This window comes from Blastomonas fulva (assembly GCF_003431825.1).
GTDB lineage: Bacteria > Pseudomonadota > Alphaproteobacteria > Sphingomonadales > Sphingomonadaceae > Blastomonas > Blastomonas fulva.
Genome location: NZ_CP020083.1, coordinates 2,329,851 through 2,354,472, shown reverse-complemented (window position 1 = coordinate 2,354,472; position 24,622 = coordinate 2,329,851). Strand labels below are relative to the sequence as shown.

Sequence of the window (24,622 nt, the reverse complement as noted above, 5' to 3'; positions counted from 1 at the left end):
TTTCTCGTTTGCGGTTACCCGGCCGGTGTCAGTAGCGCTGCTGGCGCTCGTACAGATCGCGGTAATGCTGGATACGGGTCACCCTGAGGCCGGGCATGCCCGACCGGTCGACAGCCCGCTGCCACGAGGCGAATTCTTCCAACGTCAGATCGTAACGCTCGCACACCTCGTCGATGGTCAGCAGCCCGCCATTGACGGCAGCCACGACCTCGGCCTTGCGACGAACCACCCAGCGCTTCGTGCCGGGGGCCGGCAGATTGTCCAGCGTCAGCGGCTCGCCGAGCGGACCGATGACCTGTGCTGGTTTGATTTTCTGATTCTCGATCATCATGTCCTCAAAAGGCCTGATTTGTAAAAAGGGGTGCGTGGGAACGGAGTAACCGAGCGGCTTTGCGATTGACTGAAGCAGAATGGTAAACGTCAGTTTCACCTTGCTGCTGCGCCACGCCGAACCGGTCGAGCGCCACGGCAAAGTGCGGATTGAAGCTTCCCCTGGCAACATGGTCGGCACTGCCGGTACCGGCAAACAGCGCCATCAGCGCATCCTTGCCAGGACGCGCAGCAGGCCCCGCCGGTCGCCCATGCCTGCGCGCCATCACCGGCGCAAAGGCCAGCACGCGCAGGATGTCCATATCCAGCCGACGCAGGCTGATCGCAGCGCTGCTGACCGGAATGGGCGTGTCGTGGGGGAAGTTCATTTCCATGTTGAGCCGTCTACCAACCAATCCGTAAGAGCAGGTAAAAGCTGCCTTCATCGCTGATTAGCCTTGGTTAATTCGGCGTGACCAGCGGGGGGAGAGCCCCGGATTTCCGCCATTTCGAAGCCGAAAGGAACCGGCAAAATTTTGCCGGTGCGGGGTGGCAGAAAGCTGCCGCGACCGCTACATGATGCCCCATGAACGCTCTTCCCACCCCCGATTTCCAGCTGAACGGCGATATGAAGGCCCGGCGAATCGTCGTGGCGATGTCGGGCGGAGTCGATTCGTCGGTGGTCGCAGGGCTGGCCGCGGCAACCGGCGCGGAAACGATCGGCATCACACTGCAGCTTTATGATCATGGCGCAGCGGTCAAGCGCGCAGGATCGTGCTGTGCCGGGCAGGATATCCGCGATGCGCGCGCGGTCGCCGATCGCCTCGGCATATCGCATTACGTGTTCGACCATGAAAGCCGCTTCCGCGAATCCGTGGTCGAGCGGTTTGCCGACGAGTATATGGCGGGACGCACCCCGATCCCCTGCATCCAGTGCAACATGGGGGTGAAGTTCACCGACCTGCTGCAGATGGCGCGCGATCTGGGGGCCGATTGCCTCGCCACCGGCCACTACGTCCGTCGCATGACGGGTAGCGATGGCCGCTCCGAACTGCACCGCGCGCTCGATCCGGCGCGCGACCAGAGCTATTTCCTGTTCGCGACCACCGATGCGCAGATGGATTTCCTGCGCTTCCCGCTAGGCGATCTGCCCAAGCCCCAGGTGCGCGCGCTGGCGCAGCAGATGGGGCTGATCAATGCGGCCAAGCCCGACAGCCAGGACATCTGTTTCGTCCCCGATGGCGATTATGCCTCGGTGGTGCGCAAGGTCCGCCCCGATGCCGACACCGGCGGGACGATCGTGCACATCGACGGCCGCGTGCTGGGCGAGCACAAGGGGCTGATCCATTTCACCATCGGCCAGCGCAAAGGGCTCGAGATCGGCGGCCAGCCCGAGCCGTTGTATGTCGTGAAGCTCGATGCCGCGACGCGGCGCGTCGTCGTCGGCCCGCGCGAAGCGCTGGCGACCCGGGCTGCGCAGATCGTCGACATGAACTGGATCGGCGGCGCCTATGAAGGGCCGATGGAGGTCAAGGTACGCTCGCTGGCCAAGCCCGCGTCCGCGCGCATCGAGGGCACCGGTGCCGACCGGCGGCTGGTGTTCCTGCGACCCGAATACGGCGTTGCGCCGGGACAGGCAGCGGTGCTCTATGCCGGCACCCGCGTGCTCGGCGGCGGCTGGATCGCCAGCACCGAGCCGGTCGAGCCCGCACTCGCCGCCTGAAGCGGTTCGCTCTCAACAATCCACGCCAGTTGGGCTATCCCGGTCATCAGGGGACGAGTGTGCGCATATTGCCAGCCTTGATGATGACAGCGGTAGCTGGGCTGGCCTCCCCGGTGTGTGCGCAGGCGCCCGCAGAGGACGGCCTGACCATCTCGGGCACCGTGCGCGTCCGCTATGAAATGCTCGAGGGCCAGTACCGCCCCGCTTTGCCCCCGCGCGACGATGCCCTCACAACCCAGACCGCGATCGCCCTAGATTATCGCAGCGGGCACTGGCACCTGTCCGCCGAGTTGATCGATGCGCGGGGCTATTGGATCGATGCACCCGGCGCCGTCAGCACCAGCGAGGTCGACGCGATGGAGCTCAGCCGCGCCTCGATCGCCTATCGGGACGGCCCGGTCGAGATCACCGCGGGGCGGTTGCATCTCAATCTGGGTTCGCGCAGGCTGGCGGCGCGCAACGCGTTCCGCAACACCACCAACAGCTTCACCGGGCTGCGGCTGGACTGGCACGGGCGCAGCGGCGACACGCTGACCGCCTTCTATACGCTGCCGCACACTCGGCTGCCCTCCGACCGGGCGGCGCTGATCGACAACCGGGTGCGCTGGGACCGCGAGAGCTTCGACCTTGCCTTCTGGGGGGCGCATTACACCCGTCCCGACCTGTTCCGCGGCATCACGCTGCAGGCGAACATCTTCCGCCTGAACGAGCGCGACGGCGACAACGGCCCCAACCGCAACCGCCAGTTGCTCACCGCAGGTGCGCGGCTGCATCGCGCGCCGCAGGCGGGGAGCTGGGATATCGACATGGAGGGCGCGGTGCAGACCGGCAGCATCCGCCAGTCGATCGCGCCGGGAGCGCCCCGCCAGGATGTCCGCGCGTTCTTTGCGCATGCAGAGCTTGGCTTCAGTCCCGATCTGCCGGGGCATCCGCGGATTTCGGCGCTGTTCGATATCGCCAGCGGGGATGATCCGCGCAGCGCGAGCTTCACGCGGTTCGACACGCTGTTCGGCGCGCGCCGCTGGGAATTCGGACCCAGCGGGATTTTCGGCGCGCTGGCGCGGACCAACATCCTCGCGCCGGGGCTGCGGCTGGAAACCGCGCCCGCCCCGCGCTGGGACGTGATGGCGCTGTGGCGTCCCACCTGGGTGCACAGCCGCCGCGACCGGTTCAGCAACACCGGCCCTGCCGACCCGACCGGCACATCCGGTCGCTTTGCAGGGCATATGATCGAGGTCAGGCTTGGCCATTGGCTGGTCGAGAACAGACTGCGGCTTGAGGCTGGCACGGCGGTGCTCACCAGTGGCGCGCTGCTGGAGACTGCACCCAATGCGCCGCGGTTCGGCGATACGCGCTATGCCTATGGCCAGATGACAGTGAGCTTCTGATCCTTTGCGGATCAGCGCACTGCCTCGCGCTGCTTGTCGGTCATCAGCACGCAGCCCCAGCCCTGGCGGTATTCCGCGCTTTCGCTGGCCATCAGCGGAACCGTGGCATCGATTCGCTTGGCATTGCCGGCTTCGCTGAGGCTGACGATCTCCATCCCCGGCTCGAGATCCTTCTCGCAATCGTCAAGGCCGCGCCCGCCGATATAGCGGCACGAGCACACCACGCGCGCAGAATAGGCAGCGCCGGTCTGGCTGTAGGCGCGCATTGCGGGCAGAGCGTAGATGATGGCCGCGACCAGCAACAGCGCCAGCGCCAGCAGCACCCATTTGACCCTGCCGCGCCCGCTGCCGCCCTGCATTGCGCTGATATTTCGAGTTGCCATTGATCCCCGCCTGATTGATGGAAGCACGCATGAAGCACCGCATCCTCCTTGCCCTTGCCGCAACCGGCCTTCTGGGCGCAACCGCTTTCAGCCTTTACGGCATCGAGAGCAAGGCCGCCGACGGCGGCGAGACGATGATCGCGGCGGTACCGGGCGTGTCGACGGAAGCGCTGAATGCCGAGATCGACCGGCTGTTTGCCGAAGACGAGATGGAAGAGACCCGCGCGCTGCTGATCGTGCGCGGCGGCGAGATCGTCGCCGAGCGTTATGCGCCGGGCTATGACCGCGACACCCGTTTCATCAGCTGGTCGATGGCCAAGAGCGTGACCGCGGTGCTGGTCGGGCTGATGGTCGCCGATGGCAGGCTGGCGCTCGATGCCCCCGCCCCGGTGCCCGACTGGCAGCGCCCTGGCGATCCACGCGGCGCGATCACGCTGCGGCACCTGCTGCACATGGCATCGGGGCTGCAGCATACCGAGGCAGGCGATCCACCCTATGAATCTGACGAGGTGCGGATGCTGTTCCTCGACGGGCGCAACGACATGGTACGCTATGCCGCCAGCCAGCCGCTGGAGGCCGAGCCCGGATCGAAGTTCGAATATTCGACCAACACCACCGTGATCCTCAGCGACATCATCACCCGGCAGCTGACCGACAGCAAGGACCCCGAGGTCCGCCGCCGGGCCATGCTCGACTATATGCGCGGGCGGCTGTTCGAACCTCTGGGCATCACCTCGATGGTACCGGAGTTCGATTCCTCGGGCACGATGATCGGCGGATCGATCATCCAGGGCAACGCGCGCGACTGGGCGAAGTTCGGCGAGTTCCTGCGCAACAAGGGCTCGATCGCGGGCAACCAGTTCCTGACGCGCGGCTGGGTCGATTTCATGCTCACCAGCTCGCCCAACAATCCGACCTATGGCGGACATATCTGGCTCAACAAGCCGAACACCGCTGGGCAGCGCAAGATTCTCTATCCCGAACTGCTGCCCGGCGACGTCTTCGCGGCGCAGGGCCATCTGGGCCAGTTCGTCATCGTCAGCCCCAGCCAGCGGCTGACCATCGTGCGGCTGGGCAAGACGCAGGACAACGAACTGGACCCGGTCAAGGCGCAGCTCGGCAAAATCGCGGCGCTCTTCCCCAGGGGATAGCCGGATCGGCCGCGGTCTGGCACACTGCGCCCCGGACTGGGAACTGGGGGACACGGCATGGGCAGGAGCAAACGGAGCGCTGCCATCGCAGCGATGGCGATGGTGACGATGGTGCCGGCCTATCCGGCGCTGGCGGAAACGGCATCGCAGGACGCAGCGGTGCCAGCGGCATCGCCTGCACCTTTCGTCGCGGCGGATTTCCAGGTGCCGACGCTGGTCGAAGCGCCCGGGTTCAAGGTCGTCCCGCTGGGCCCCGAACTGGTCGATATCGATTTCGCAGCATACATGTCCTCGATCGAGCACCTGCAGACGACCTTCACCCGCTCCACCAGCTGGCCGCACGCCAACGTGTCCGCCGCCGATGCGATGAAGGACATGCAGACCGAGCAGGCGAGGTTCGCCACGCGCGAGTCCTTCGCCTATGCGGTGCTTACCCCCGACGGCAAGCGCGAGCGCGGCTGCGTCTATGTCTATCCCAGCGAGGTTCCAGGCTATGACGCGGTGGTGACGATGTGGGTCACCAAGGCGGAGTTCGATGCAGGCTTCGATGCGGAGCTTTACGCCTGGGCGACCGAGTGGGTGGCGAAGGAGTGGCCGTTTGCGAAGGTTGCTTATCCCGGACGGTCAATCGACTGGGCGACCTGGGATGCGAAGGTGGCGGCGAAATAGGCTTCCATATGAGCTGAACACAAGCGCTCTCCCCTCCCGCCTGCGGGAGGGGAGAAACTTGAGATCAGCGCAGCCGAAACGTCCCCGTCACCACGGTGACGCAATGGCCGCCGAGCACCGCGCGGTCGCTGTCGAGCGTGCAGTGCAGCAGGCCGCCGCGCTTGCTGGCCTGGAATGCGGTGAAGCTGCTGCGCCCCAGCCGTGCCGCCCAGAACGGGGTGAGCACCGCGTGCGCCGATCCCGTGACGCTGTCCTCATCCACCCCTGCCCCCGGCACTAACACCCGGCTGAGCACATCGGTGTCCTTGCCCGGCGCGGTGCAGATGAACTGGTGATCGCCCAGCGCAGCCAGCGCCTTCATGTCCGGCGCAAGCGCCGCCACGTCATCGGCATGGTCGAACAGCAGCACGTGATAATCGCCGGGATAGACATGATATTCCGCCGGAAGCGCGCCCAGCGCCGATGTCCAGTCGGGCAGCGGCGCCGGCGATGGCGCATAGGCAGGCAGCGACAGCGCCAGCCGATCGCCGTCGCGTGTCACCACCAGCACGCCCGCTTTGCGCGTGGCGAACCGCACCGTGTCACCGGCAAAGCCGTTCTCGAAGGCATAATGCCCCGATGCCAGCGTCGCATGGCCGCACATCGCGATCTCGACCGCAGGCGTGAACCAGCGCAGCTCGTAATCGGCATCCTCGCTGTCGCTGGGCACGATGAACGCGGTCTCGGCGAAGTTGTTCTCCTCACCGATCGCCTGCAGCACCGCATCGTCGAGCCAGGCATCGAGCGGCATCACCGCTGCCTGGTTGCCGGTGAAGGGCCGGTCGGCAAAGGCATCGATATGGCAATAGGGCAGCGTTGCGGGCAATTGGGTCATGGGTACAGCAGTCCTTCATCCCAGCCGGTGGAAGTGCGGGTGAACACCCGGCGGTGGTGCAGCCGGTGGTCGCGATCCTCCCAGAACTCGATGCGCTGCGGCACGACGCGAAATCCTGACCAGTGCGGCGGGCGCGGCACCTGGCTTTCGGCGAACCGCGCTTCCACTTCGGCAAAGCGCTGCTCGAAGATGGCGCGCTCGGGCAGCGGCCGCGACTGGTCGGATGCCCAGGCACCCAGCTGCGAATCGCGCGAGCGGCTGGCGAAATAGGCATCGGCCGTCGCATCGTCGACCGGCTCCACCGGGCCTTCGATACGGATCTGGCGGCGCAGCGATTTCCAGTGAAACAGCAGCGCAGCATTCGGATTGGCGAGCAGTTCGCCTCCCTTGCGACCCTCGTAATTGGTGTAGAACACGAACCCGTCGGGACCGTGACCCTTGAGCAGCACCATCCGCACCGAGGGGTACCCGGCTGCATCGGCAGTTGCGAGCGCCATGGCGTTGCTGTCGTTGATCTCGGTCTCGCGGGCGCGCCCATACCATTCGTCGAACAGTGCAAAGGGATTGTCAGCCATAATCTTGCATCCTGAAGGTGCCGGTTTCATTGACTGCCTTAATCAGATAAGACAGTGCAGTGGTGTCGGTGCGTCTTAGCGCGCAACGCGCTGGCGATGAACAGGATTTTGCAAAAGGGCTTTGCATCCGATGTGGGAGCAGATTTTCGGGGCCGCCAACCTGCTGGCGATGATCGCCTGGGTGGTGCTCATTCTGGGGCCCCGGCGCGAGATCGTGATGCGCGCGCTCTTCTTCGGTCCGCTGCTGATGCTGGCGCTGGGCTATGTCACCGGGCTGACGCTTGTTCTGACCGGGGCGGTTCCGACCGGCGGCGGCCCGAACTTTGCGTCGATCGAAGGCGTGCGCAGCATCTTCTCGAGCGACCCGGGAGTGACGATCGGCTGGGTGCATTATCTCGTTTTCGACCTGTTCGTCGGGCTGTGGATCGCGCGCAATGCCGACGCCCATGGGCTCGATACGCTCAAAGGCCGGCTGATCCAGGGGCCGATCCTGTTCTTCACCTTTGCCGCTGGGCCATTCGGACTGGCGCTGTATATCGCGCTGCGGGCAATTTTTTTGCGCGGCCGCTCGGCTCATCTGATACCGGCTTGAAAATAGCCCTGCCCCAACCCCAGATATTGTTGTAAATCGGCAACAATGGACATTCTCACCAACGATGGCGACCACATTCATGGCTGATCCCTATGCAATTCTCGGCGTGTCCAAGGGCGCGAGCGAAAAGGACATCAAGAGCGCGTACCGCAAGCTCGCCAAGGAACTGCACCCCGATTACAACAAGGACAATGCGGCAGCCGCAGCGCGCTTCTCCGAAGTGACGCGCGCCTATGACCTGCTTTCCGACAAGGACAAGCGCGCGCGGTTCGACCGGGGCGAAATCGATATCGACGGCAATCCGGCGGCGCCCTTTGGCTTTGGCGGTGGCGGCGGCGGATTTCGCCAGCAGGGCCGCGCGAACGAGAATGCGGGTTTTTCGGGCTTCGGCAATGACGGCGTCGACTTTGCCGATATCTTCGACGGGCTGTTCGGCGGTCTGGGGGGCGGCAGCACCTATCGCGGCGCGGGCCGCAGCAGCGCGCCCAAGGGCGCCAATGTCGCCTACAAGCTGGCGGTCGATTTCACCGATGCCGCCGCGCTGAAGCCGCAGCGGATCACGCTGGCCGATGGCAAGACCATCGATCTCAAGCTCCCCAATGGCGTCGAGACCGGAACCAACATGCGCCTGTCGGGCAAGGGCCAGCCCGGCCCCGGTGGCGCGGGCGACGGCATCGTCACCATCGAGGTGCGTAGCCACCGCTTCTTCCGCCGCGATGGCGACAATGTCCGGCTCGATCTGCCGATCACGCTCAAGGAAGCCGTGGCCGGCGGCGAGGTGCGCGTGCCCACCGTCGATGGCGCAGTGATGATGAAGATCAAGCCCGGCAGCCAGTCGGGCCAGCAGATGCGCCTCAAGGGCAAGGGCTTTCACGGCAAGACCGGAGTGCGCGGCGACCAGATCATCGAGCTCCAAATCCGCCTGCCCGAGGGCGGCGATGCCGCGCTGGCGCAGTTCGTCGAGGGCTGGCAGGCCGATTACGACCCGCGTTCAGGCCTGATGGCCTGAACCGACCGCCAGCAATGCCGCTTACCGATCTGTTGAACCCGCACCACCTCCAGCGCGCCTATGCCAAGTCGCTGAAGATCGTCCGCGAGGTCGTGGGCAACGTTGCTGTCCACGGCGGGGTGGTTGCCGGCAATTTCGCGTATCTGGCACTGCTTACCATCTTTCCGTTTTTCATCGTCGCCGCCGCGATGGGCGGAGTGTTCGGGCGCAGCGAATACGGCCAGCAGGCGGTCAACGCCTTTCTCGCCGCGGTTCCGCCCAGCACCGCTTCGGTGATCGCAGCACCGATGGAATCGGCGATGAGCGCGCGCACCGGCCCGCTGCTGTGGCTTGCGGTGATCGTCGGGCTGTGGACCACCGGCAGCCTGATCGAAACGATCCGCTCGCTGATCCGCCGCGCTTATGGCGCCACCTCGGACAAGCCGTTCTGGCGCTACCGGCTGGGGTCGATGGCACTGATCATCATCGCGGTGATCGCCACCATGCTGGCGCTCAGCATGCAGGTGGTGCTGGTGGGGGCGGCAGAAGTGATCGCCGCCAGCTTCCGCTTTCCCGAAGACGCGCTGTCGCTGGTCGCCTTCAGCCAGCTGTTCACCTTTCTGGTGCTGCTCGGCATGCTGTATCTGGTGTTCGGAATGCTCACCCCGACGGTCTATCGCCGCGCAGGCCACCCGATCTGGCCCGGCCCGCTGTTCATCAGCATCTGGTGGATGGTGAGCCTTTCGGTGCTGCCGTTTTTCCTCAGCAATTTTGCCGACTACGACCTCACTTATGGCAGCCTTGCAGGCGTGATGGTCAGCCTCATTTTCTTCTTTCTCATCGGCCTTGCTATGGTAATCGGGGCCGAACTCAACGCGGCCATCGCCCGCGCGCGCGGCGGTGTGTCGCAAGCAACAGCTATTGAATAAGGATATCTCCATGAACGGTTTGATGCAGGGCAAACGCGGCCTGATCATGGGCCTGGCCAACAACAAGTCGCTGGCCTGGGGTATTGCGCAGCAGCTTGCCGCGCAGGGCGCAGAGCTGGCCTTTTCCTATCAGGGCGAGGCGCTGGGCAAGCGGGTCATCCCGCTCGCGGCTGAACTGGGCAGCGATTTCACCTTCGAATGCGACGTGTCGGACATGGACGCGCTCGACAGCGCTTTCGCCACGCTGGCGACACGCTGGCCGACGATCGACTTCGTCGTCCACGCGATCGGATTTTCGGACAAGAACGAGCTGCGGGGACTGTATGTCGACACCAGCCTCGACAATTTCCTGATGACCATGAACATCTCGGCCTATTCGCTGGTCGCGGTTGCCAAGCGCGCCCGTCCGATGATGCCCAATGGCGGATCGATCGTGACCTTGAGCTATTACGGCGCCGAAAAGGTCATCCCGCATTACAACGTGATGGGTGTCGCCAAGGCCGCGCTGGAGGCGAGCGTCAAGTATCTCGCCAACGATCTGGGGCCTGAGAATATCCGCGTCAACGCGATCTCCGCAGGCCCGATCAAGACGCTGGCGGCGAGCGGCATCGGCGATTTCCGCTACATCCTCAAGTGGAACGAATACAACGCCCCGATGCGCCGCAATGTCACGATCGAGGATGTCGGCGGCGCTGGCCTCTATCTGTGCTCGCACCTGTCCTCGGGCGTCACCGGCGAAACCCATCATGTCGATGCCGGCTATCACGTCGTCGGCATGAAGCAAGAAGACGCCCCGGATATCGCGCTGGATCAGTGAGGCAGTGCCAACCGTCCTGAGAGATCGCGGGTTTCGCTATTTCTTCTATTCGGACGAAGGCAGTCCGCTAGAGCCTTGCCATGTTCATGTCAGCAATGGCGATGGCGAAGCGAAGTTCTGGGTTGGCGATGATGTGACGGTGGCATACAATCGCGGCCTCAACCGGCGCGATCTGGCCTTTGCCATGATGGTCGTACGGGCAAAGCGCAGTCAGATCGAAAGGGCCTGGCATGGATATTTCTATTAGCCCGACGTCCGCCCGGTGCGATGAGGACGCCCTGTGGGTCAATCTGTCTGATGGACGCACCATCGGAGTGCCACTGGCGTGGTTTCCCAGGTTGCTCGACGCGACGCCAGAACAGCGGGCAGCGGTTACGCTGTCCCCTGCCGGGCTGCATTGGGAAGAGATTGATGAGGATATTTCCGTTGCAGGCCTGATTGCGGGACGGGGTGACATGACGCGGCCCTCGTCGCGCGCGGCATAGGCTACGCACCGACGCAGCGATAACGTCTATCTGGACAGTGCGGCCGCAATCCCTCAAAGCGCGGGCGATCATCCTGTGCCTGAACGGACTTGCCCATGAGCTTCAACACCTTTGGCCGCGTGTTTCGCTTCACCACCTGGGGGGAAAGCCATGGGCCGGCGCTGGGCGCTGTCGTCGACGGGTGCCCTCCGGGATTGACCCTCAGCGAGACCGACATCCAGCCATATCTGGACGCGCGGCGCCCCGGCACCTCGCGCTTCACCACACAGCGGCAGGAGCCCGATGCGGTTCGGATCCTCTCGGGCGTGTTCGAAGGCCGCACCACCGGCACCCCGATCTCGCTGATGATCGAGAATGTCGACCAGCGCTCCAAGGACTATAGCGAGGTCGCCAAGGCCTATCGCCCCGGCCATGCCGATTACGCCTATGACCGTAAATACGGCTTTCGCGATTATCGCGGCGGTGGCCGGTCGAGCGCGCGCGAGACTGCGGCGCGGGTGGCGGCAGGCGGGGTTGCGCGGCTGGTGATCCCCGAAGTGACTTTGGTCGCCTATGTCGCCGAACTGGGCGGCGACAGCATCGACCCTGCCCGCTTCGACGCCGCCGAGATCGCCCGCAACCCGTTCTTCTGCCCCGACCCCGAAGCTGCAAAGCGCTGGGAAGCGAAGGTCGATGCCGCGCGCAAATCGGGCAGCTCGCTGGGCGCCGTGGTCGAATGCGTGGCCACCGGCGTTCCTGCCGGCTGGGGCGCGCCGCTCTATGCCAAGCTCGACAGCGAGCTGGCCGCCGCGTGCATGTCGATCAACGCGGTCAAGGGCGTCGAAATCGGCGACGGCTTTGCCGCCGCGCGGCTGAGCGGCGAGCGCAATGCCGACCCGATGCGCCCCGGCGCCGATGGCGATCCCGAATTCCTCGCTAACCATGCCGGCGGCATTGCAGGCGGCATCTCGACAGGCCAGCCAGTGGTGGTGCGCGTCGCCTTCAAGCCGACCAGCTCGATCCTGACCCCGGTCGAGACAATCACCCGTGATGGCGACGCCAGCGAGATCGTCACCAAGGGCCGCCACGACCCGTGCGTCGGCATCCGCGGCACTCCGGTGGTCGAAGCGATGGTGGCGCTGGTTCTTGCCGACCAGAAGCTGCTTCACCGCGCGCAATGCGGCTGACTGTGGCGGGTCTGACACCCTCCCGTTGACGTAAACGTCACAATTCGTCGAACAGCGATTGCCACCCCAACGGTTCTGGGTCTAGCATCCCTCCAACAGCAGCCGCACGCCCGCAGGGGCGCCAAGCGGCGCGACAGGAGAGAGAATGACCGTAACCCGCACAGGCGCAGGAGATACCCTGCCGCCGGCCGGATTGGCCGTAACCGCAGCGCCTGCCGCCACTGCCCCGACCTACACCGCTATGCCCCGCACGATGCTGTGGACGCTGATGATCATCTACATCTTCAATTTCCTCGACCGGCAGATCGTCTCGATCCTGGCCGAGCCGATCAAACGCGATTTCGGGCTGAGCGACACGCAACTGGGGCTGATGACCGGGCTCGCCTTTGCGTTGTTCTATACGCTGCTTGGCATTCCGATTGCGCGCTATGCAGATCGCAGCACCACCAACCGGGTGTCGCTGATCGCATGGTCGGTGGCGATCTGGTCGGCGATGACGATGGCCTGCGGCGCGGCGCGCACCTTTCCGCAACTGCTGCTGGCGCGCGTCGGCGTGGGCGTTGGCGAAGCCGGGTGCACGCCTGCTGCGCACTCGCTGATCAGCGACAGCGTGCCACCGGAGAAACGTTCGTCCGCAATCGCGTTCTATGGCCTCGGCATCCCCATCGGATCGCTGCTGGGGATGGTGATCGGCGGCGGTCTCGCCGATGCCTATGGCTGGCGCACCGCCTTCATGGCCGTGGGCCTTCCGGGCCTTGTGCTGGCGGTGCTTGTGCCGTTCCTGATGAAGGAGCCGCGCCGGGTCGGTATGGTTGCCGGGGACCGGGTGCCCAAAGCCAAGGTGCAGGTGCCGGTGGGCGAAGCGCTGCGCGAACTCGCGACATCGCGGTGCTTCGTGCTGCTGTGCCTGGCAGGCGGGCTGATCGCCTTCCTGTCCTACGGCAAGACCGTCTGGGTATCGGTGCTGTTCATCCGTAATTTCGGGCTCACGCCTGGCGAGACGGGCCTGTACCTCGGCGTCTCGCTGGGTGTGGCGAGCATGATCGGCACCTGGGGCGGCGGCAAGCTGGCAGATCACTTCGGCAAGCGCGATCGCAAGCATATGCTCACCGGTCCCGCCATCGCCATTGCGGTGGCTGCACCCATGCTTTTCCTCGCCTATTCCGCCAGCGACTGGCGCGTAGCATTGGCGTTGCTGATCCTGCCGACCGCGATGAACATCATGTATTACGGCCCGGTCTATGCCTGCGTCCAGGGGCTGGTGCGGCCTGAACTGCGCGCGGTGGCCGCATCGGTCATGCTGTTTTCGCAGAACCTGATCGGGCTGGGCCTGGGCCCGTTGCTGTTCGGCGTGATGTCCGATGCCTTCCAGCCGCTGGCAGGCGCCGACAGTGTCCGCTGGGTGCTTTATGGCGCAGCCTGGCTGGGCCTGATCCCCGCCTTTCTGTTCTGGCGCGCGAGTTTGAGGCTGACACGGGAACTCAAGAGCGGGTAAAGCGTGATCGAGTGACGTGGTGAAGGGGGACCACACAGCCGATGGAAGACATCCGCCTGTTCATTGAAACTTGGCAGGCCCAGATCGGTCTTGTCATCCTGGGGCTGATGTTCGTCGGCTTTGTTATGGAACGCTTCCCCGCCGCGGTGATTGCGATCCTGGGCGCGTGCTCGTTCCTGTTCCTGGGCATCATCGATTCCAAGCAGCTGTTTTCGGTCTTCTCAAACAGCGCGCCGATCACCATCGGGGCGATGTTCATCCTGTCGGGCGCGCTGCTGCGCACCGGCACGATCGACGCGATCGCCGGAGCGATCATCCGACGGGCGGGAAAGCACCCGCGGCTGGCCGTGGGCGAGATGTTCCTGGGCGTCTATGTCGCCTCGGCGTTCATGAACAACACGCCGGTGGTGGTGGTGATGATTCCGATCATCCTCAAGCTGGCGCAGGCGACCGGCTATTCGGCCAAGAAGCTGCTGATCCCGCTCAGCTTCATCACGATCCTGGGCGGCACCACCACGCTGATCGGCACCTCGACCAACCTTATCGTCGATTCGGTGGCACGCGGCAGCGGGCTCGCGCCGTTCGGAATCTTCGAGATCACACCTTATGGTCTGGTGGCGGGCGTTTCCGGCATGATCATGCTGGGGCTGTTCAGCGCCTGGCTGCTGCCCAAGGACGATCTGGGCCCCAGCGACGGCAACACCAAGGACGAGCTGTTCCTGACTGAGCTGACCATCCGGAACGCATCGGTTCTGAAAGGCAAGGCGCTGGCAGAAACCGCGATCGGCAAGCGCGCCAAGATTGCAGTCACCGCGATCAAGCGAGATGGTCGCTATCTCCGACACAATCTGGCCGCAGAGGTTCTGCAGCCTGATGATGTCGTCGTTATCCGAACCGATCTGCCCGAACTGATGTCGCTGCGCAAAAGCGCGGACTTCAAGGTCGGCATTGTGCGCAAAGGCGATGTCGGCGCGATGGGCGAAGTGGTGGTGGAGGCGATGGTCGCGCCCAGCCATCCCAGCATCGGCAACCGGTTGTACGACATCCCCTTCCTGTCGATGCTCAACGTGCGCATCCTGGGCCTCAGCCGTTTTCGCAACCTGCCCCGCTCCGATCTGCCCAACGCCAAGATCCATGCCGCCGACAAATTGGTGGTGACCGGGTCGAAGGCGGACATCGCGCGGATGTACGAGAACCCCAATCTGTTCGGCGTTGCCAGCACCAGCGCGCGGGCCTTTCGCCGCGACAAGGCGCCGCTGGCGATCGGTGCGCTGGCCGCCGTCGTGCTGCTCTCGGCGTTCAACGTCGTCGCGATCGAGGTGGCCGCGATCCTCGCGGTCGGCTTCATCCTCATCGCGCGCTGCATCGATGCCGAAGAGGCGTGGGGTTCGATCGACGGCAATGTGCTGGTGCTGATTTTCGGCATGCTCGCGGTCGGGCTGGGGCTCGAGCAGGCAGGCAGCGTCAACATCGTCGTCGATGCGCTCGCGCCGTATCTGGACGATGTTCCGGTCTGGGCGGTGGTGTTCGCGGTCTATGTCCTTTCGGTGCTGCTGACCGAGATCATCACCAACAATGCCGTCGCGATCATCGTCACGCCCATCGTCATCAAGCTGGGTATGGACCTTGGCATCGATCCGCGCCCGCTGGTGATTGCGGTGATGTTCGCCGCGTCGGCGAGCTTTGCCACCCCGATCGGCTATCAGACCAACACCCTCGTCTATGCTGCCGGCGGATATCGTTTCACCGACTTCTTCAAGGCCGGCATTCCGCTCACCATCGGGGTTGGCCTCGCGACCTGCTTTGCCATCGTTGCGCTGAGCTGAGGTGCTGCTGCGCTTGCGGTGACTGCCCGCGATGTCTAGCGTCGGGTGCTCTGGTTGAGCAGAGGAAGCATTTTGGGTTTCTGGTTTCGTATTCCGCTTTGGCAGCGCGTTATCGCTGCCCTTATCCTCGGCGTCATTACCGGGCTCATCTGGGGTGAAGGCGCGGTCGCGATAAAGTGGATCGGTGACCTGTTCATCCGCGCGATCAAGATGCTGGTCGTTCCGCTGATCTTTTTCTCGCTGGTGGCGGGCGTGGCCTCGATCGGCGATCTGCGCAAGCTGGGTGCGGTCGGTGGGCGCGCGATGCTGCTGTTCCTCGTCACCGGCCAGCTGGCGGTCATCCTGGGCCTCACCATGGCCACTTTGGCCAAGCCGGGAATGGGCGTGGATGCCAGCCTCGCCGGGGTGACGCAGCCCCCTGCCCCGCCCCAGACATCCGCAACCGAGATGATCCTCAAGATGGTGCCGGAGAACGTCGTCGAAGCCATGGCGACGATGGATGTGCTGGCGCTGATCGTGTTCTCGCTGCTGCTCGGCATCGGCATCCTGATGGCGGAAAAGGACGGCGAACCGGTCGCGAAGATCTTCGATTCCGGCGCGATCATCATGCAGAAGGTCACTATCCTGGTGATGGAGCTGACCCCCTTTGGCGTCTTTGCCCTGATGGCCTGGGTCGCAGGGACGTTCGGGTTCGAGGGACTGATCCCGCTCGCCAAATTGGTGGCGCTCAATTACATCGGATGCGCGATCATTATGCTGGTCATGTATTCGGCGATGATCAAGTTCATCGCCCGGCTGCCGGTGATCGATTTCTTCCGCGGCATGATCGACGCCATAGCGGTGAGCTTTTCCACCGCGTCATCCAACGCCACTCTGCCCGTCACCTTGCGCTGCACCCAGCGCAACCTGGGGGTATCGCCAAGCGTGTCGAGCTTTGTCGTGTCATTGGGCGCGACGATCAACATGAACGGTACAGCGATGTATCTGGGCCTTGCCACGCTGTTCGGTGCGCAGATCTTCGGCGTCGATCTCAGCTGGGGGGATTATGCGATGATCGCGGTGACATCGACGCTGGGCGCGGTGGGTGCTGCGGGCATTCCGGGCGCCGGGCTGATCATGATGGCACTGGTGTTCGGATCGGTGGGCGTTCCGCTGGAAACGATCGCGCTGGTGGCGGGCGTCGACCGCATCATGGACATGATCCGCACCACCACCAACATCACCGGCGATGCCGCCATCGCGGTCACCGTCGCGGCGATGACCGGCGAGCTCAACCGCGGAGAAATGATCTCGGACGACGACGTCTGAGGCAGACCGCTATTTCGCCTTCTTGACCAGCTTGACCGGAGTGAATTCACCCAGCCCGCAGCTGGCGCCAGGCATCAGCCCGCCGCCCACGTTCTGCAGCACGGTGATGATGTCGACATTGCACAGCTGGGTGAGCGAGGTCGAATAGGTGAAGGCTCGATCAAAGCCCAGGCTGCCGCACTGGTTGGGCAGCTGGTTGCGATACACCCGGCCACCCGACAGGATGAAATCGATGGTGCGATCGTCGCGCACCTGGGTGCTCCGGATCTGCGAAAGGTTGATGCAGCTCACCGGCTCGCCCACCACCTCCGCGGCGGGGACCTTCGATTTCTTGGGCGCGGCATCCTGTGCGTTCGCCAGCGGCTGCAGCGCGAAGAGCGCAGCTCCCGTGGCGATCAATCCGGCAGCGATCAGACGACGGTGAAGCGGCATGGCGGCGGTCCTTCAAGTTCTGGCCATGCCAAGAATGCCTCAACGCGCCTTGCTTGGCCATGAACAAAGGATGGCGTTCAGCCCGCCACCATTTCCGCCAGAACCGCCAGGCAATCATGCGCCAGCAGCTTGGAACGCTCCGGGCTCCAACCCTGGTCGGGATCGGGCAGGTCGTCATTGTCCTTGAACGGCATTTCCAGCGTCATCGCCACGCAGCCATGCGAAGCGCCGAACCGTTCGGCCAGCTGGTTGGTCGACATCGACAGATTGGCCCGGCCCGCAGGTGCGCGCGGATAGCCCTGCTTCGTCTGGAAATCGGGCGTGCGGCTGGCCAGCAGATCGCGATAGCGCTCGTAGCGAGTGCCCTGGTCCTCGGTCCACGAAGGGATGCCGTCAAAGCCCGCGATGAACACATGCGGGATGGCCTCGTCGCCATGCACGTCCATCGCCCAGTGAACTCCGGTTGCGTCCATGGCATTGCGCACGCACAGCACTTCTGGGCTGCGGTCGGCGCTCGGCTCATGCCACTCGCGGTTGAGATTCACCCCTGCGGCATTGGTGCGCAGATGGCCGCGTGCAGAGCCGTCGGGGTTCATGTTGGGCACGATGTGCAGCGTGCACTTGCTGCGCAGCAACCGCGCATGCGGGTCAGCCGGATCGGTGAGCTTTTCAAGCGCGCCTTCCATCCACCATTCGGCCATGCTTTCGCCCGGGTGCTGGCGGGCATAGAGCCACACCTGCACCGGGCCTTCGCCCATTTCCAGGCAGTCGATCGGCTGGCCTTCGATGCTGAGTCCAAGCTCGCGGTGGCGCACACCGGCGCGGCTGGCGATCTCGGCGACCAGATCATGGTGCCGTTCGATCGAATAGGGCGCGAAATAGGCGAACCACGCGACCCCGCCGGTCATCTGATAATGGATCGTCAGCGTGCCGGCATCAGCATCATAGGACGTATCCGTCCGCTCCCAGAAATCGCGGTCCTCGCTGACGCAGGCCCGGTATCCGGGCCATCCGCCCGGATATGCCGACTCCTTCAGACCCGTGATCACCAGCTCGAGATCATCACCCGGCTGTGCCGCCACACGGAAATGGAACCACTGGAAGAAGTCCGAATCCTTGTCCTTGCGAATCGCAAGTTCGGCCCGAAACGTGCCGGTTGGCGTCGGGGAAACCGATTGGACGACGATGTTACCGGAATCGAAAGCGCAAGAAATGCTGGGAATTTTGGTCTGGGTCATGGGACCTTGATAGTCGCTCCGGATTCGCCGGGGAACCCAGTAAACAGCCCCTGGGCAAGTTTGGCGGCGTTGAGTTGGGTGTCGGCCATCGGCGTTCCAGCCTTCGCTTCCACCGAGGCGCGCCCTTCCCACAACACCACGCCATCGCCCGAGCGGATGTTTGCGAACAGTTCGGTGGCGATTCGGTCCTTGGGCCGCCCCCCCAGATTGATGCCGATGCCGACGCCCAGACCCGATCCGAATCCACCGGTCCCGCCCCCTACACCCACGCTGACGGGATTGCGCTCACCCCCTGCGGGCGAGAGCACCATCCGCTCGATGCGAACCGTCGCGGTCTGCACATCGCGGCCGCTGCCGGCTCCCACCGGGAGCACCTGATAGCCGACGCGTTCCAGCTCTCGCTCCACCGCGGCGGCATAGCTGCGATATTCCAGCGAGCCCGCGTCCATGCCATCGCCTGCGGTCACGCGAATCGATCCGCGGCCAAGTTCGCTCGCACGGTCTGGCGAAACAAAGCGGACGGCCTCAACCGGTCCGGCAGGCGACACGCAGGCACCTGCCAGCAACGCCGCGGCGGCGGCCATACTGACCGCAATGCTGCGGGATGTGCATGAAAAGCCCATGATGTTCGCGCCCTTTCCTGTTTCAGCGAGCCTTGCCCGCATTGTTGCTGCCTAACGCAACCTGTGATGAATGACCAATGAAGCGCATAAAAATCCGTTCCATCCCCGGCAGCGATGCTTGACTTTGCCTGCCCTGCCACGTATCCGCGCCGCTTTCCGGCATGGAAGCTCCAGCACGGCATTCGCGTGACATACGCGGGGTCGCAAGGGGCTTTCGCTGCATCAGAAGTTTCAATCAAGGGCCTGAACGTCATGAAGATTCGCAATTCGCTGAAGTCGCTCAAGGATCGCCATCGCGACAACCGCGTGATCCGTCGTCGCGGCCGCACCTATGTGATCAACAAGACCAACCGTCGCTTCAAGGCCCGCCAGGGCTGATCCGGCAGCGGCGCGCCCATCGGGCCGCGCCGTGTCTTGAAGCTGCGATTTTCATGCAAAGGCTCCGGCAGGCTCCGGGGCCTTTTGCTTGCGTGCGCGAGGGGGATCAGATGCAGCCGGTCGACACCATCATCTTCGACGTCGGCAATGTGCTGTTTCAGTGGGACATCCGCAACCTCTACGCCAGGCTGATCGATGATCCGGCCGAGCTCGACCATTTTCTCGGCAATGTCCTCACGCTCCACTGGCATGACCAGCACGATGCGGGGCGCCCGATCGCTACGATGATCGATGAACTTGCCGCAGAGTATCCGCAGCATGCCGCGCTGATCCGCCTCTACGAGTCGCGCTGGCTGGAGACGATCCCCGGGCCGGTACCGGGCATGATCGATCTGGTCGAGCAACTCGCGGTGCGCGGAGTGCCGATCTACGGCATCACCAATTTCGGGTCCGACCTGTGGCGCAAGTTCCGCCCCACCGCGCCGGTGTTCGACCTGTTTCAGGACATCGTGGTTTCGGGCGACGAGAAGATGGTAAAGCCCGACGCTGCGATCTATCGCCTCGCCATCGACCGCTTCGGCATCGACCCAGCGCGCACCCTGTTCATCGACGACCGCGAGGCGAACATCCAGGGCGCGATCGCCTGCGGCCTGCAGGGGCACCTGTTCCGCGATGCACCTGCCCTCTATGCCGATCTGGCGGCTCGGGATGTGTTCAACATCGCGACGATCTGATTTCAGGGCAGAGCGGCGGTATGTTTGGCGCCTGCAGCACGCTGATCAGTCCTTGTAGCCCTTGAGCTCCTCGCCGGTCAGCGTCACGATGTGTAGCACATTGGTCGATCCCGGGGTGCCGAAAGGCACGCCCGCCAGCGTGATGATCCGACCGCCGGCTTCGCCAAAGCCATGGCGCAACGCCATGCGCTTGCCCTTGCCGATCATCTCCTCGAAGCTGCCGATGTCGCGGGTCACCACCGGATAGGCACCCCAGAGCAGCCCGACGCGGCGCGCGGTCTCGCGCGACGGGGTCAGCACCATCACCGGCACCGACGGCCTCTCGCGCGACACGCGCCGCGCGGTCGAGCCGGACAGCGTGAAGCACACGATCGCGCTCACCCGCACGGTGTTGGCGATCTCGCTGCACGCCGCCGAAAGCGCATCGGCCGTGGTCGAATCGGGCAAGGTCTCGATGAAGTGCACGCGCGCGGCATAGCCGGGGTCGCCCTCCACCTGGGTGGCGATGCGGTCCATCATGCCGACGGCGAGCTCCGGCCAGTCGCCAGCAGCGGTTTCGGCCGACAGCATCACCGCGTCGGCGCCGTCGTACACCGCATTGGCGACGTCCGAAACTTCGGCGCGGGTGGGCGACGGGCTGGTGATCATCGATTCGAGCATCTGCGTCGCCACCACAACCGGCTTGCCCGAACGGCGCGCGGTTTCGACGATGCGCTTCTGCATCACCGGCACCTCTTCGGGCGCCATTTCCACGCCAAGGTCGCCGCGAGCGACCATCACTGCGTCGGAAAGCTCGATGATCTCTTCGAGCGAATTCAGCGCGGCGGGCTTTTCGATCTTGGCAATCAGTGCCGCGCGTCCGCCGATCAGGCTGCGTGCTTCGGCGACGTCATCGGGGCGCTGGACAAAGCTCAATGCGATCCAGTCCGCGCCCATTTCGAGCGCGAACGCCAGATCGCGCCGGTCCTTCTCGGTCAGCGCCGCCATGGGCACCAGGCTGTCGGGCACGTTCAGCCCCTTGCGGTCCGAGATGAAGCCGCCGACCTCGACCGAGCACAGGATTTCGCTCTCGCCGGGACGCAGCACGCGCAACACCATCTTGCCGTCGTCGATCAGCAGCCGCTGGCCCTTGTCGAGCGCGGCGAAAATCTCCTTATGCGGCAGATATGCGCGCTCGTCATTGCCCGGCGCGGGGTTCGAATCGAGCGTGAAGTGCTGGCCGTGCTTGAGGAAAGCCTTGCCGCCTTCGAACGTTCCGACGCGCAATTTCGGACCCTGCAAATCGCACAGGATGGTGATCGGCCGCTGCAGTCTGGTTTCGATCTGGCGGATGGTATTGATCGTCGCGGCGTGGGTAGCATGGTCGCCATGGCTCATGTTGACGCGGAAGGCATCGGCCCCTGCCCGGAACAGCCTTTCGATCATTTCGGCGCTGCTGCTGGCCGGACCCAGCGTTGCGAGAATCTTGACCTTGCGGCTGCGCTTGGCGATAGTCTTGCTCACTCAAATCCCCTGGACTGGTCTGCGCCGCAACCGTTTGCGTTGTGACGAAATATCTATGCGATGCTTAGGCCAGTGCAACACCAATCGCAAAACCGTTCTGGAAATAATCTGATGACCAATTCCGTTCCCGCCCCGCCCATGGATGTCGACATCCCCGACGAGGTCGCTGCCCAAGCCTTTCGCCGCCTGGTGCGCCACCTGCGCCACCGGCATGATGCGGAAAACATCGACCTGATGGGGCTCGCCGGTTTCTGCCGCAACTGCCTGGCTGACTGGGTGCAGGAAGCAGGCGGCGCCGAGGACCGCGATGCTGCGCGCCGCCTGATCTACGGCATGGACTTTGCGACATGGAAATCGCGCTATCAGGGCGAGGCCAGCGAAGAACAGCTTGCCCGGATGAAGGAAAGCGTGGCGAAGAACGCCGACCACCCTTAAGGGAGCGGTCCACCATTTTGCACCGGGAGATTCGCCCGGCGCCCCACCCGAAATGAAAGACATATCATGAGCGAACCCATCATGTCGGCTGACGATCAGCTGCGCCTTTTCATCGAGCGTATCGAGCGTCTGGAAGAAGAGAAAAAGGGCGTCGCCGATGACATTCGCGACACCTATGCCGAAGCGAAATCGCAAGGGTACGACCCCAAGATCATGCGCCAGATCGTGCGCCTGCGCAAAATGGAACCGCATGACCGCCAGGAAATGGAACTGATCCTCGACACCTACAAGGCCGCTCTCGGCCTTGGCTGAGACCCTGGTCTGAACCGGCACGATGGCGGCGCTGCACATCCGCGATGCCAGTGCGGCAGATGGCGCAGCGCTTGCCGCCATCTACGCGCCGTTCGTGACCGACAGCTGGGTCAGCTTCGAGACACAGGCGCCCGGTGCTGCGGAGATGGCCACGCGGATTTCGAGCCATGGCAGTTCGCACGGCTGGGTGGTGGCGGAGCTGGACGGCGCAGTCATGGGCTATGCCTATGCCAGCCCGCACCGGGTCCGCGCCGCCTATGCCACCTCTGCCGATATCGCGATCTATGTCGCGCCAGCCGCACAGGGCCAGGGGCTCGGCCGCGCACTGTACACCGCGCTGTTCGAACGGCTGCGCAGCCGCTCGATCCACGCGGTGTTCGCCGGGATCGCGCTGCCCAACCCGGCAAGCATCGCGCTGCACGAGGCGATGGGGATGGTGCCCGTCGGCATATATCGCGAGGTCGGCTGGAAGCTGGGCGGCTGGCGCGATGTCGGCTGGTGGCAGCGGTTGCTATGAACCATCTGGCTGGTGTAAAGGCGCGCACCAGCATTCGCATCACCTTAACTGAACAGGCAGAAATCCGCCATGGCAGGCCATAGCAAATTCAAGAACATCATGCACCGCAAGGGCGCGCAGGACAAAAAGCGCTCGGCGATGTTTTCCAAGCTCAGCCGCGAAATTACCGTGGCCGCCAAGATGGGCATGCCAGACCCTGACATGAACCCGCGCCTGCGGCTCGCGGTCAACGCGGCCAAGGCGCAGTCGATGCCCAAGGACAACATTCAGCGCGCGATCGACAAGGCGTCGGCCGCCGGCGGCGAGGATTACGAAGAAATCCGCTACGAAGGCTATGGCCCGGGCGGCATTGCGCTGATCGTCGAGGCGCTGACCGACAACCGCAACCGCACCGCGACCAATGTCCGCACCGCGTTCAGCAAAAACGGTGGCAACTTGGGCGCGTCCGGCGCGGTGAGCCACGGCTTCGACCGCATGGGCCTGATCACTTATCCCGCAAGCGCAGGCGACGAGGAAAAGGTGCTCGAGGCCGCGATGGAAGCGGGCGCGGAAGACATCGAGTCGACCGAAGACGGCCACGACATCTGGACCAACATGGAAGACCTGCACGCGGTTTCCGGCGAGCTGGAAAAGGCATTGGGCGAAGCGGAGAGCGTGAAGCTCGCCTGGCGCCCGCAGGTCCGCGTCGATGTCGCCGAAGCCGACGCCCAGACGCTGTTCAAGCTGATCGACGCGCTCGACGATGACGACGACGTCCAGACCGTCTGGGGCAATTATGAGGTTTCGGACGAGGTGATGGAGAAGCTGGGATAAGCTTGAAGAAAGCCCCTCCCCTTCAGGGGAGGGGTTGGGGTGGGGAATGGACAACAGCCTTCGCTTGTCGCTGTTCGCAAATGAGTTGCGCAACAACCCGACACCCTTGGAGATTATCCTCTGGAAATATCTCAAAGGCTCACAGTTGGGCGGCTACAAATTTCGTCGCCAATCCGTTATCGGCCCATTTATCTGCGATTTTCTGTGCCCGTCGAAAGGGCTGATCGTTGAAGTTGACGGTGACACGCACGACGCCGTGCGAGACGCCAAACGGGGTGCCGCTCTGGCTGAACTTGGATATTTCACCATGCGGTTCACTAACTATGAAGTAAGCCAAAGCCTTGAAGGGGTCTTGGACTTGATCCTGGCAAAGCTGGACACCCTCCCAGATCGTTGGCCTGGCAAGTTGCTTCCCCACCCCAACCCCTCCCCTGAAGGGGAGGGGCTTTAGATGATCATCCTAGGCATCGACCCGGGCCTTGGCACCACTGGTTGGGGCGTGGTCCGGTCGGAGGGCAATCGCCTGAGCCATATCGCCAACGGCCAGATCAAGACCAATGCCAAGGCGGCCCTGCCTTCGCGGCTACTGGAGCTCGACACTGCGTTGGCGGCGGTCATTACGGATTATGATCCCGACAGCGCGGCGATCGAGGAAATCTACGTCAACAAGAACCCGCAATCGACGCTGAAGCTCGTTCAGGCGCGCGGGGGCCTGATACTAGGACTCGCGCGGGCGGGCCTGAGCGTCGGCGAATATGCGCCGCGGCTGATCAAGAAGGCGATCGTCGGCACTGGCGCTGCCGAAAAGGCGCAGATCGACGCGATGGTGCAGCGGCTGCTGCCTGGCGTGCAGATCGCCGGGCCCGATGCGGCGGACGCGCTCGCGGTGGCGATCACCCACGCGCATCTGGCGGGGTACGAAAAACTGCGCTAACCCCCTCCTCTCCCGCGCAAGGGGA

31 protein-coding genes are annotated in these 24,622 nt (G+C 64.1%); 22 read left to right on the top strand and 9 right to left on the bottom strand.

Going from position 1 to position 24,622, the window contains the following annotated elements; genetic code table 11:
• Positions 1-28: 28 nt before the first annotated feature.
• Together sciP and B5J99_RS11085 are read right to left on the bottom strand one after the other, a co-directional pair.
• Positions 29-328, bottom strand: a complete 300-nt coding sequence (sciP, locus tag B5J99_RS11090) for a CtrA inhibitor SciP (protein WP_017670538.1) — start codon at positions 326-328, stop codon at positions 29-31.
• Positions 329-335: 7 nt separating this feature from the next.
• Positions 336-755 (bottom strand): hypothetical protein, encoded by a 420-nt coding sequence (locus B5J99_RS11085; RefSeq protein WP_162892567.1) that lies wholly within the window; start codon positions 753-755, stop codon positions 336-338.
• A 140-nt stretch (positions 756-895) separates the two neighbouring features.
• On the opposite strand from B5J99_RS11085, the gene mnmA reads away from it, so the two are divergent.
• Both mnmA and B5J99_RS11075 read left to right on the top strand, forming a co-directional pair.
• Entirely contained in the window at positions 896-2,032 is a 1,137-nt protein-coding gene (gene mnmA / locus B5J99_RS11080) for a tRNA 2-thiouridine(34) synthase MnmA (RefSeq protein WP_069049582.1), read from the top strand.
• An 80-nt stretch (positions 2,033-2,112) separates the two neighbouring features.
• Positions 2,113-3,420, top strand: coding sequence for an alginate export family protein (locus B5J99_RS11075; RefSeq protein WP_117352406.1), 1,308 nt, complete (start codon positions 2,113-2,115; stop codon positions 3,418-3,420).
• 11 nt (positions 3,421-3,431) lie between these two features.
• Here B5J99_RS11075 and B5J99_RS11070 read toward each other — a convergent pair whose 3' ends face one another.
• The gene (locus tag B5J99_RS11070) at positions 3,432-3,803 is read right to left on the bottom strand and encodes a hypothetical protein (protein ID WP_245991599.1); all 372 of its coding nucleotides are present in this window, start codon (positions 3,801-3,803) and stop codon (positions 3,432-3,434) included.
• Positions 3,804-3,832: 29 nt separating this feature from the next.
• On the opposite strand from B5J99_RS11070, the gene B5J99_RS11065 reads away from it, so the two are divergent.
• Together B5J99_RS11065 and B5J99_RS11060 are read left to right on the top strand one after the other, a co-directional pair.
• Positions 3,833-4,954 carry a serine hydrolase domain-containing protein gene (locus tag B5J99_RS11065; protein WP_245991598.1) on the top strand — a complete coding sequence of 374 codons (1,122 nt, stop codon included), beginning with the start codon at positions 3,833-3,835 and terminating at the stop codon, positions 4,952-4,954.
• A 57-nt stretch (positions 4,955-5,011) separates the two neighbouring features.
• Complete coding sequence (locus B5J99_RS11060; protein ID WP_117352403.1) at positions 5,012-5,623, top strand: twin-arginine translocation pathway signal protein; 612 nt, start codon at positions 5,012-5,014, stop codon at positions 5,621-5,623.
• A gap of 64 nt (positions 5,624-5,687) precedes the next feature.
• On the opposite strand, the gene B5J99_RS11055 is transcribed toward B5J99_RS11060, so the two are convergent.
• Together B5J99_RS11055 and pdxH are read right to left on the bottom strand one after the other, a co-directional pair.
• The gene (locus B5J99_RS11055) at positions 5,688-6,497 is read right to left on the bottom strand and encodes a PhzF family phenazine biosynthesis protein (RefSeq protein ID WP_117352402.1); all 810 of its coding nucleotides are present in this window, start codon (positions 6,495-6,497) and stop codon (positions 5,688-5,690) included.
• The gene (gene pdxH / locus B5J99_RS11050) at positions 6,494-7,072 is read right to left on the bottom strand and encodes a pyridoxamine 5'-phosphate oxidase (RefSeq protein WP_069049577.1); all 579 of its coding nucleotides are present in this window, start codon (positions 7,070-7,072) and stop codon (positions 6,494-6,496) included. Before pdxH ends, B5J99_RS11055 begins: the two co-directional genes overlap by 4 nt.
• A gap of 130 nt (positions 7,073-7,202) precedes the next feature.
• Here pdxH and B5J99_RS11045 point away from each other — a divergent pair, with 130 nt between their 5' ends.
• The 10 genes from B5J99_RS11045 (at position 7,203) to B5J99_RS11000 (ending at position 16,678) form a co-directional block, all read left to right on the top strand.
• Positions 7,203-7,664: an ABA4-like family protein gene (locus B5J99_RS11045; RefSeq protein ID WP_117352401.1), complete on the top strand. Its 462-nt coding sequence runs from the start codon at positions 7,203-7,205 to the stop codon at positions 7,662-7,664.
• Between the two features lie 79 nt (positions 7,665-7,743).
• On the top strand, positions 7,744-8,673 hold the full coding sequence (locus tag B5J99_RS11040; protein WP_117353467.1) for a DnaJ C-terminal domain-containing protein: 930 nt from the start codon (positions 7,744-7,746) through the stop codon (positions 8,671-8,673).
• 14 nt (positions 8,674-8,687) lie between these two features.
• Positions 8,688-9,581: a YihY/virulence factor BrkB family protein gene (locus tag B5J99_RS11035; RefSeq protein WP_069049575.1), complete on the top strand. Its 894-nt coding sequence runs from the start codon at positions 8,688-8,690 to the stop codon at positions 9,579-9,581.
• A gap of 10 nt (positions 9,582-9,591) precedes the next feature.
• Complete coding sequence (gene fabI / locus B5J99_RS11030; RefSeq protein WP_117352400.1) at positions 9,592-10,398, top strand: enoyl-ACP reductase FabI; 807 nt, start codon at positions 9,592-9,594, stop codon at positions 10,396-10,398.
• A 4-nt stretch (positions 10,399-10,402) separates the two neighbouring features.
• Positions 10,403-10,645, top strand: a complete 243-nt coding sequence (locus B5J99_RS11025) for a DUF4160 domain-containing protein (RefSeq protein ID WP_054134395.1) — start codon at positions 10,403-10,405, stop codon at positions 10,643-10,645.
• Positions 10,629-10,883 (top strand): DUF2442 domain-containing protein, encoded by a 255-nt coding sequence (locus B5J99_RS11020; protein ID WP_211337814.1) that lies wholly within the window; start codon positions 10,629-10,631, stop codon positions 10,881-10,883. Before B5J99_RS11025 ends, B5J99_RS11020 begins: the two co-directional genes overlap by 17 nt.
• 95 nt (positions 10,884-10,978) lie before the next feature.
• Entirely contained in the window at positions 10,979-12,049 is a 1,071-nt protein-coding gene (aroC, locus tag B5J99_RS11015) for a chorismate synthase (protein WP_117352399.1), read from the top strand.
• 145 nt (positions 12,050-12,194) lie between these two features.
• Complete coding sequence (locus B5J99_RS11010; protein ID WP_117352398.1) at positions 12,195-13,544, top strand: spinster family MFS transporter; 1,350 nt, start codon at positions 12,195-12,197, stop codon at positions 13,542-13,544.
• Positions 13,545-13,585: 41 nt separating this feature from the next.
• Positions 13,586-15,370, top strand: a complete 1,785-nt coding sequence (locus B5J99_RS11005; RefSeq protein WP_117352397.1) for an SLC13 family permease — start codon at positions 13,586-13,588, stop codon at positions 15,368-15,370.
• A 69-nt stretch (positions 15,371-15,439) separates the two neighbouring features.
• A complete protein-coding gene (locus tag B5J99_RS11000; RefSeq protein WP_054134511.1) occupies positions 15,440-16,678 on the top strand; it encodes a dicarboxylate/amino acid:cation symporter in 1,239 nt (412 codons plus the stop codon).
• A gap of 9 nt (positions 16,679-16,687) precedes the next feature.
• Here B5J99_RS11000 and B5J99_RS10995 read toward each other — a convergent pair whose 3' ends face one another.
• The 3 genes from B5J99_RS10995 to B5J99_RS10985 all read right to left on the bottom strand — a co-directional run bounded on the left by B5J99_RS10995 (position 16,688) and on the right by B5J99_RS10985 (position 18,932).
• Entirely contained in the window at positions 16,688-17,110 is a 423-nt protein-coding gene (locus tag B5J99_RS10995; protein ID WP_083231275.1) for a hypothetical protein, read from the bottom strand.
• 77 nt (positions 17,111-17,187) lie between these two features.
• A complete protein-coding gene (locus B5J99_RS10990) occupies positions 17,188-18,348 on the bottom strand; it encodes a M14 family metallopeptidase (protein WP_117352396.1) in 1,161 nt (386 codons plus the stop codon).
• Positions 18,345-18,932: a DUF4136 domain-containing protein gene (locus B5J99_RS10985; protein WP_245991597.1), complete on the bottom strand. Its 588-nt coding sequence runs from the start codon at positions 18,930-18,932 to the stop codon at positions 18,345-18,347. The genes B5J99_RS10990 and B5J99_RS10985 overlap by 4 nt, the downstream gene beginning before the upstream one ends.
• A gap of 291 nt (positions 18,933-19,223) precedes the next feature.
• On the opposite strand from B5J99_RS10985, the gene ykgO reads away from it, so the two are divergent.
• Both ykgO and B5J99_RS10975 read left to right on the top strand, forming a co-directional pair.
• Positions 19,224-19,349 carry a type B 50S ribosomal protein L36 gene (ykgO, locus tag B5J99_RS10980; RefSeq protein WP_003046794.1) on the top strand — a complete coding sequence of 42 codons (126 nt, stop codon included), beginning with the start codon at positions 19,224-19,226 and terminating at the stop codon, positions 19,347-19,349.
• Between the two features lie 110 nt (positions 19,350-19,459).
• Positions 19,460-20,083: an HAD family hydrolase gene (locus B5J99_RS10975; protein WP_117353464.1), complete on the top strand. Its 624-nt coding sequence runs from the start codon at positions 19,460-19,462 to the stop codon at positions 20,081-20,083.
• Positions 20,084-20,128: 45 nt separating this feature from the next.
• Here B5J99_RS10975 and pyk read toward each other — a convergent pair whose 3' ends face one another.
• The gene (pyk, locus tag B5J99_RS10970) at positions 20,129-21,586 is read right to left on the bottom strand and encodes a pyruvate kinase (RefSeq protein WP_054134401.1); all 1,458 of its coding nucleotides are present in this window, start codon (positions 21,584-21,586) and stop codon (positions 20,129-20,131) included.
• A gap of 111 nt (positions 21,587-21,697) precedes the next feature.
• Between pyk and B5J99_RS10965 the strand changes: the two genes are divergently transcribed.
• The 6 genes from B5J99_RS10965 (at position 21,698) to ruvC (ending at position 24,597) form a co-directional block, all read left to right on the top strand.
• The gene (locus B5J99_RS10965) at positions 21,698-22,021 is read left to right on the top strand and encodes a DUF1244 domain-containing protein (RefSeq protein ID WP_083231274.1); all 324 of its coding nucleotides are present in this window, start codon (positions 21,698-21,700) and stop codon (positions 22,019-22,021) included.
• Positions 22,022-22,087: 66 nt separating this feature from the next.
• The gene (locus tag B5J99_RS10960; RefSeq protein ID WP_054134403.1) at positions 22,088-22,333 is read left to right on the top strand and encodes a DUF2312 domain-containing protein; all 246 of its coding nucleotides are present in this window, start codon (positions 22,088-22,090) and stop codon (positions 22,331-22,333) included.
• Positions 22,334-22,355: 22 nt separating this feature from the next.
• Positions 22,356-22,850 carry an arsinothricin resistance N-acetyltransferase ArsN1 family B gene (locus B5J99_RS10955; RefSeq protein WP_117352395.1) on the top strand — a complete coding sequence of 165 codons (495 nt, stop codon included), beginning with the start codon at positions 22,356-22,358 and terminating at the stop codon, positions 22,848-22,850.
• 69 nt (positions 22,851-22,919) lie between these two features.
• On the top strand, positions 22,920-23,663 hold the full coding sequence (locus B5J99_RS10950; RefSeq protein ID WP_054134405.1) for a YebC/PmpR family DNA-binding transcriptional regulator: 744 nt from the start codon (positions 22,920-22,922) through the stop codon (positions 23,661-23,663).
• A 46-nt stretch (positions 23,664-23,709) separates the two neighbouring features.
• Complete coding sequence (locus tag B5J99_RS10945) at positions 23,710-24,114, top strand: endonuclease domain-containing protein (RefSeq protein ID WP_117352394.1); 405 nt, start codon at positions 23,710-23,712, stop codon at positions 24,112-24,114.
• A complete protein-coding gene (gene ruvC / locus B5J99_RS10940; RefSeq protein ID WP_117352393.1) occupies positions 24,115-24,597 on the top strand; it encodes a crossover junction endodeoxyribonuclease RuvC in 483 nt (160 codons plus the stop codon).
• The last annotated feature ends 25 nt before the right edge of the window (positions 24,598-24,622 follow it).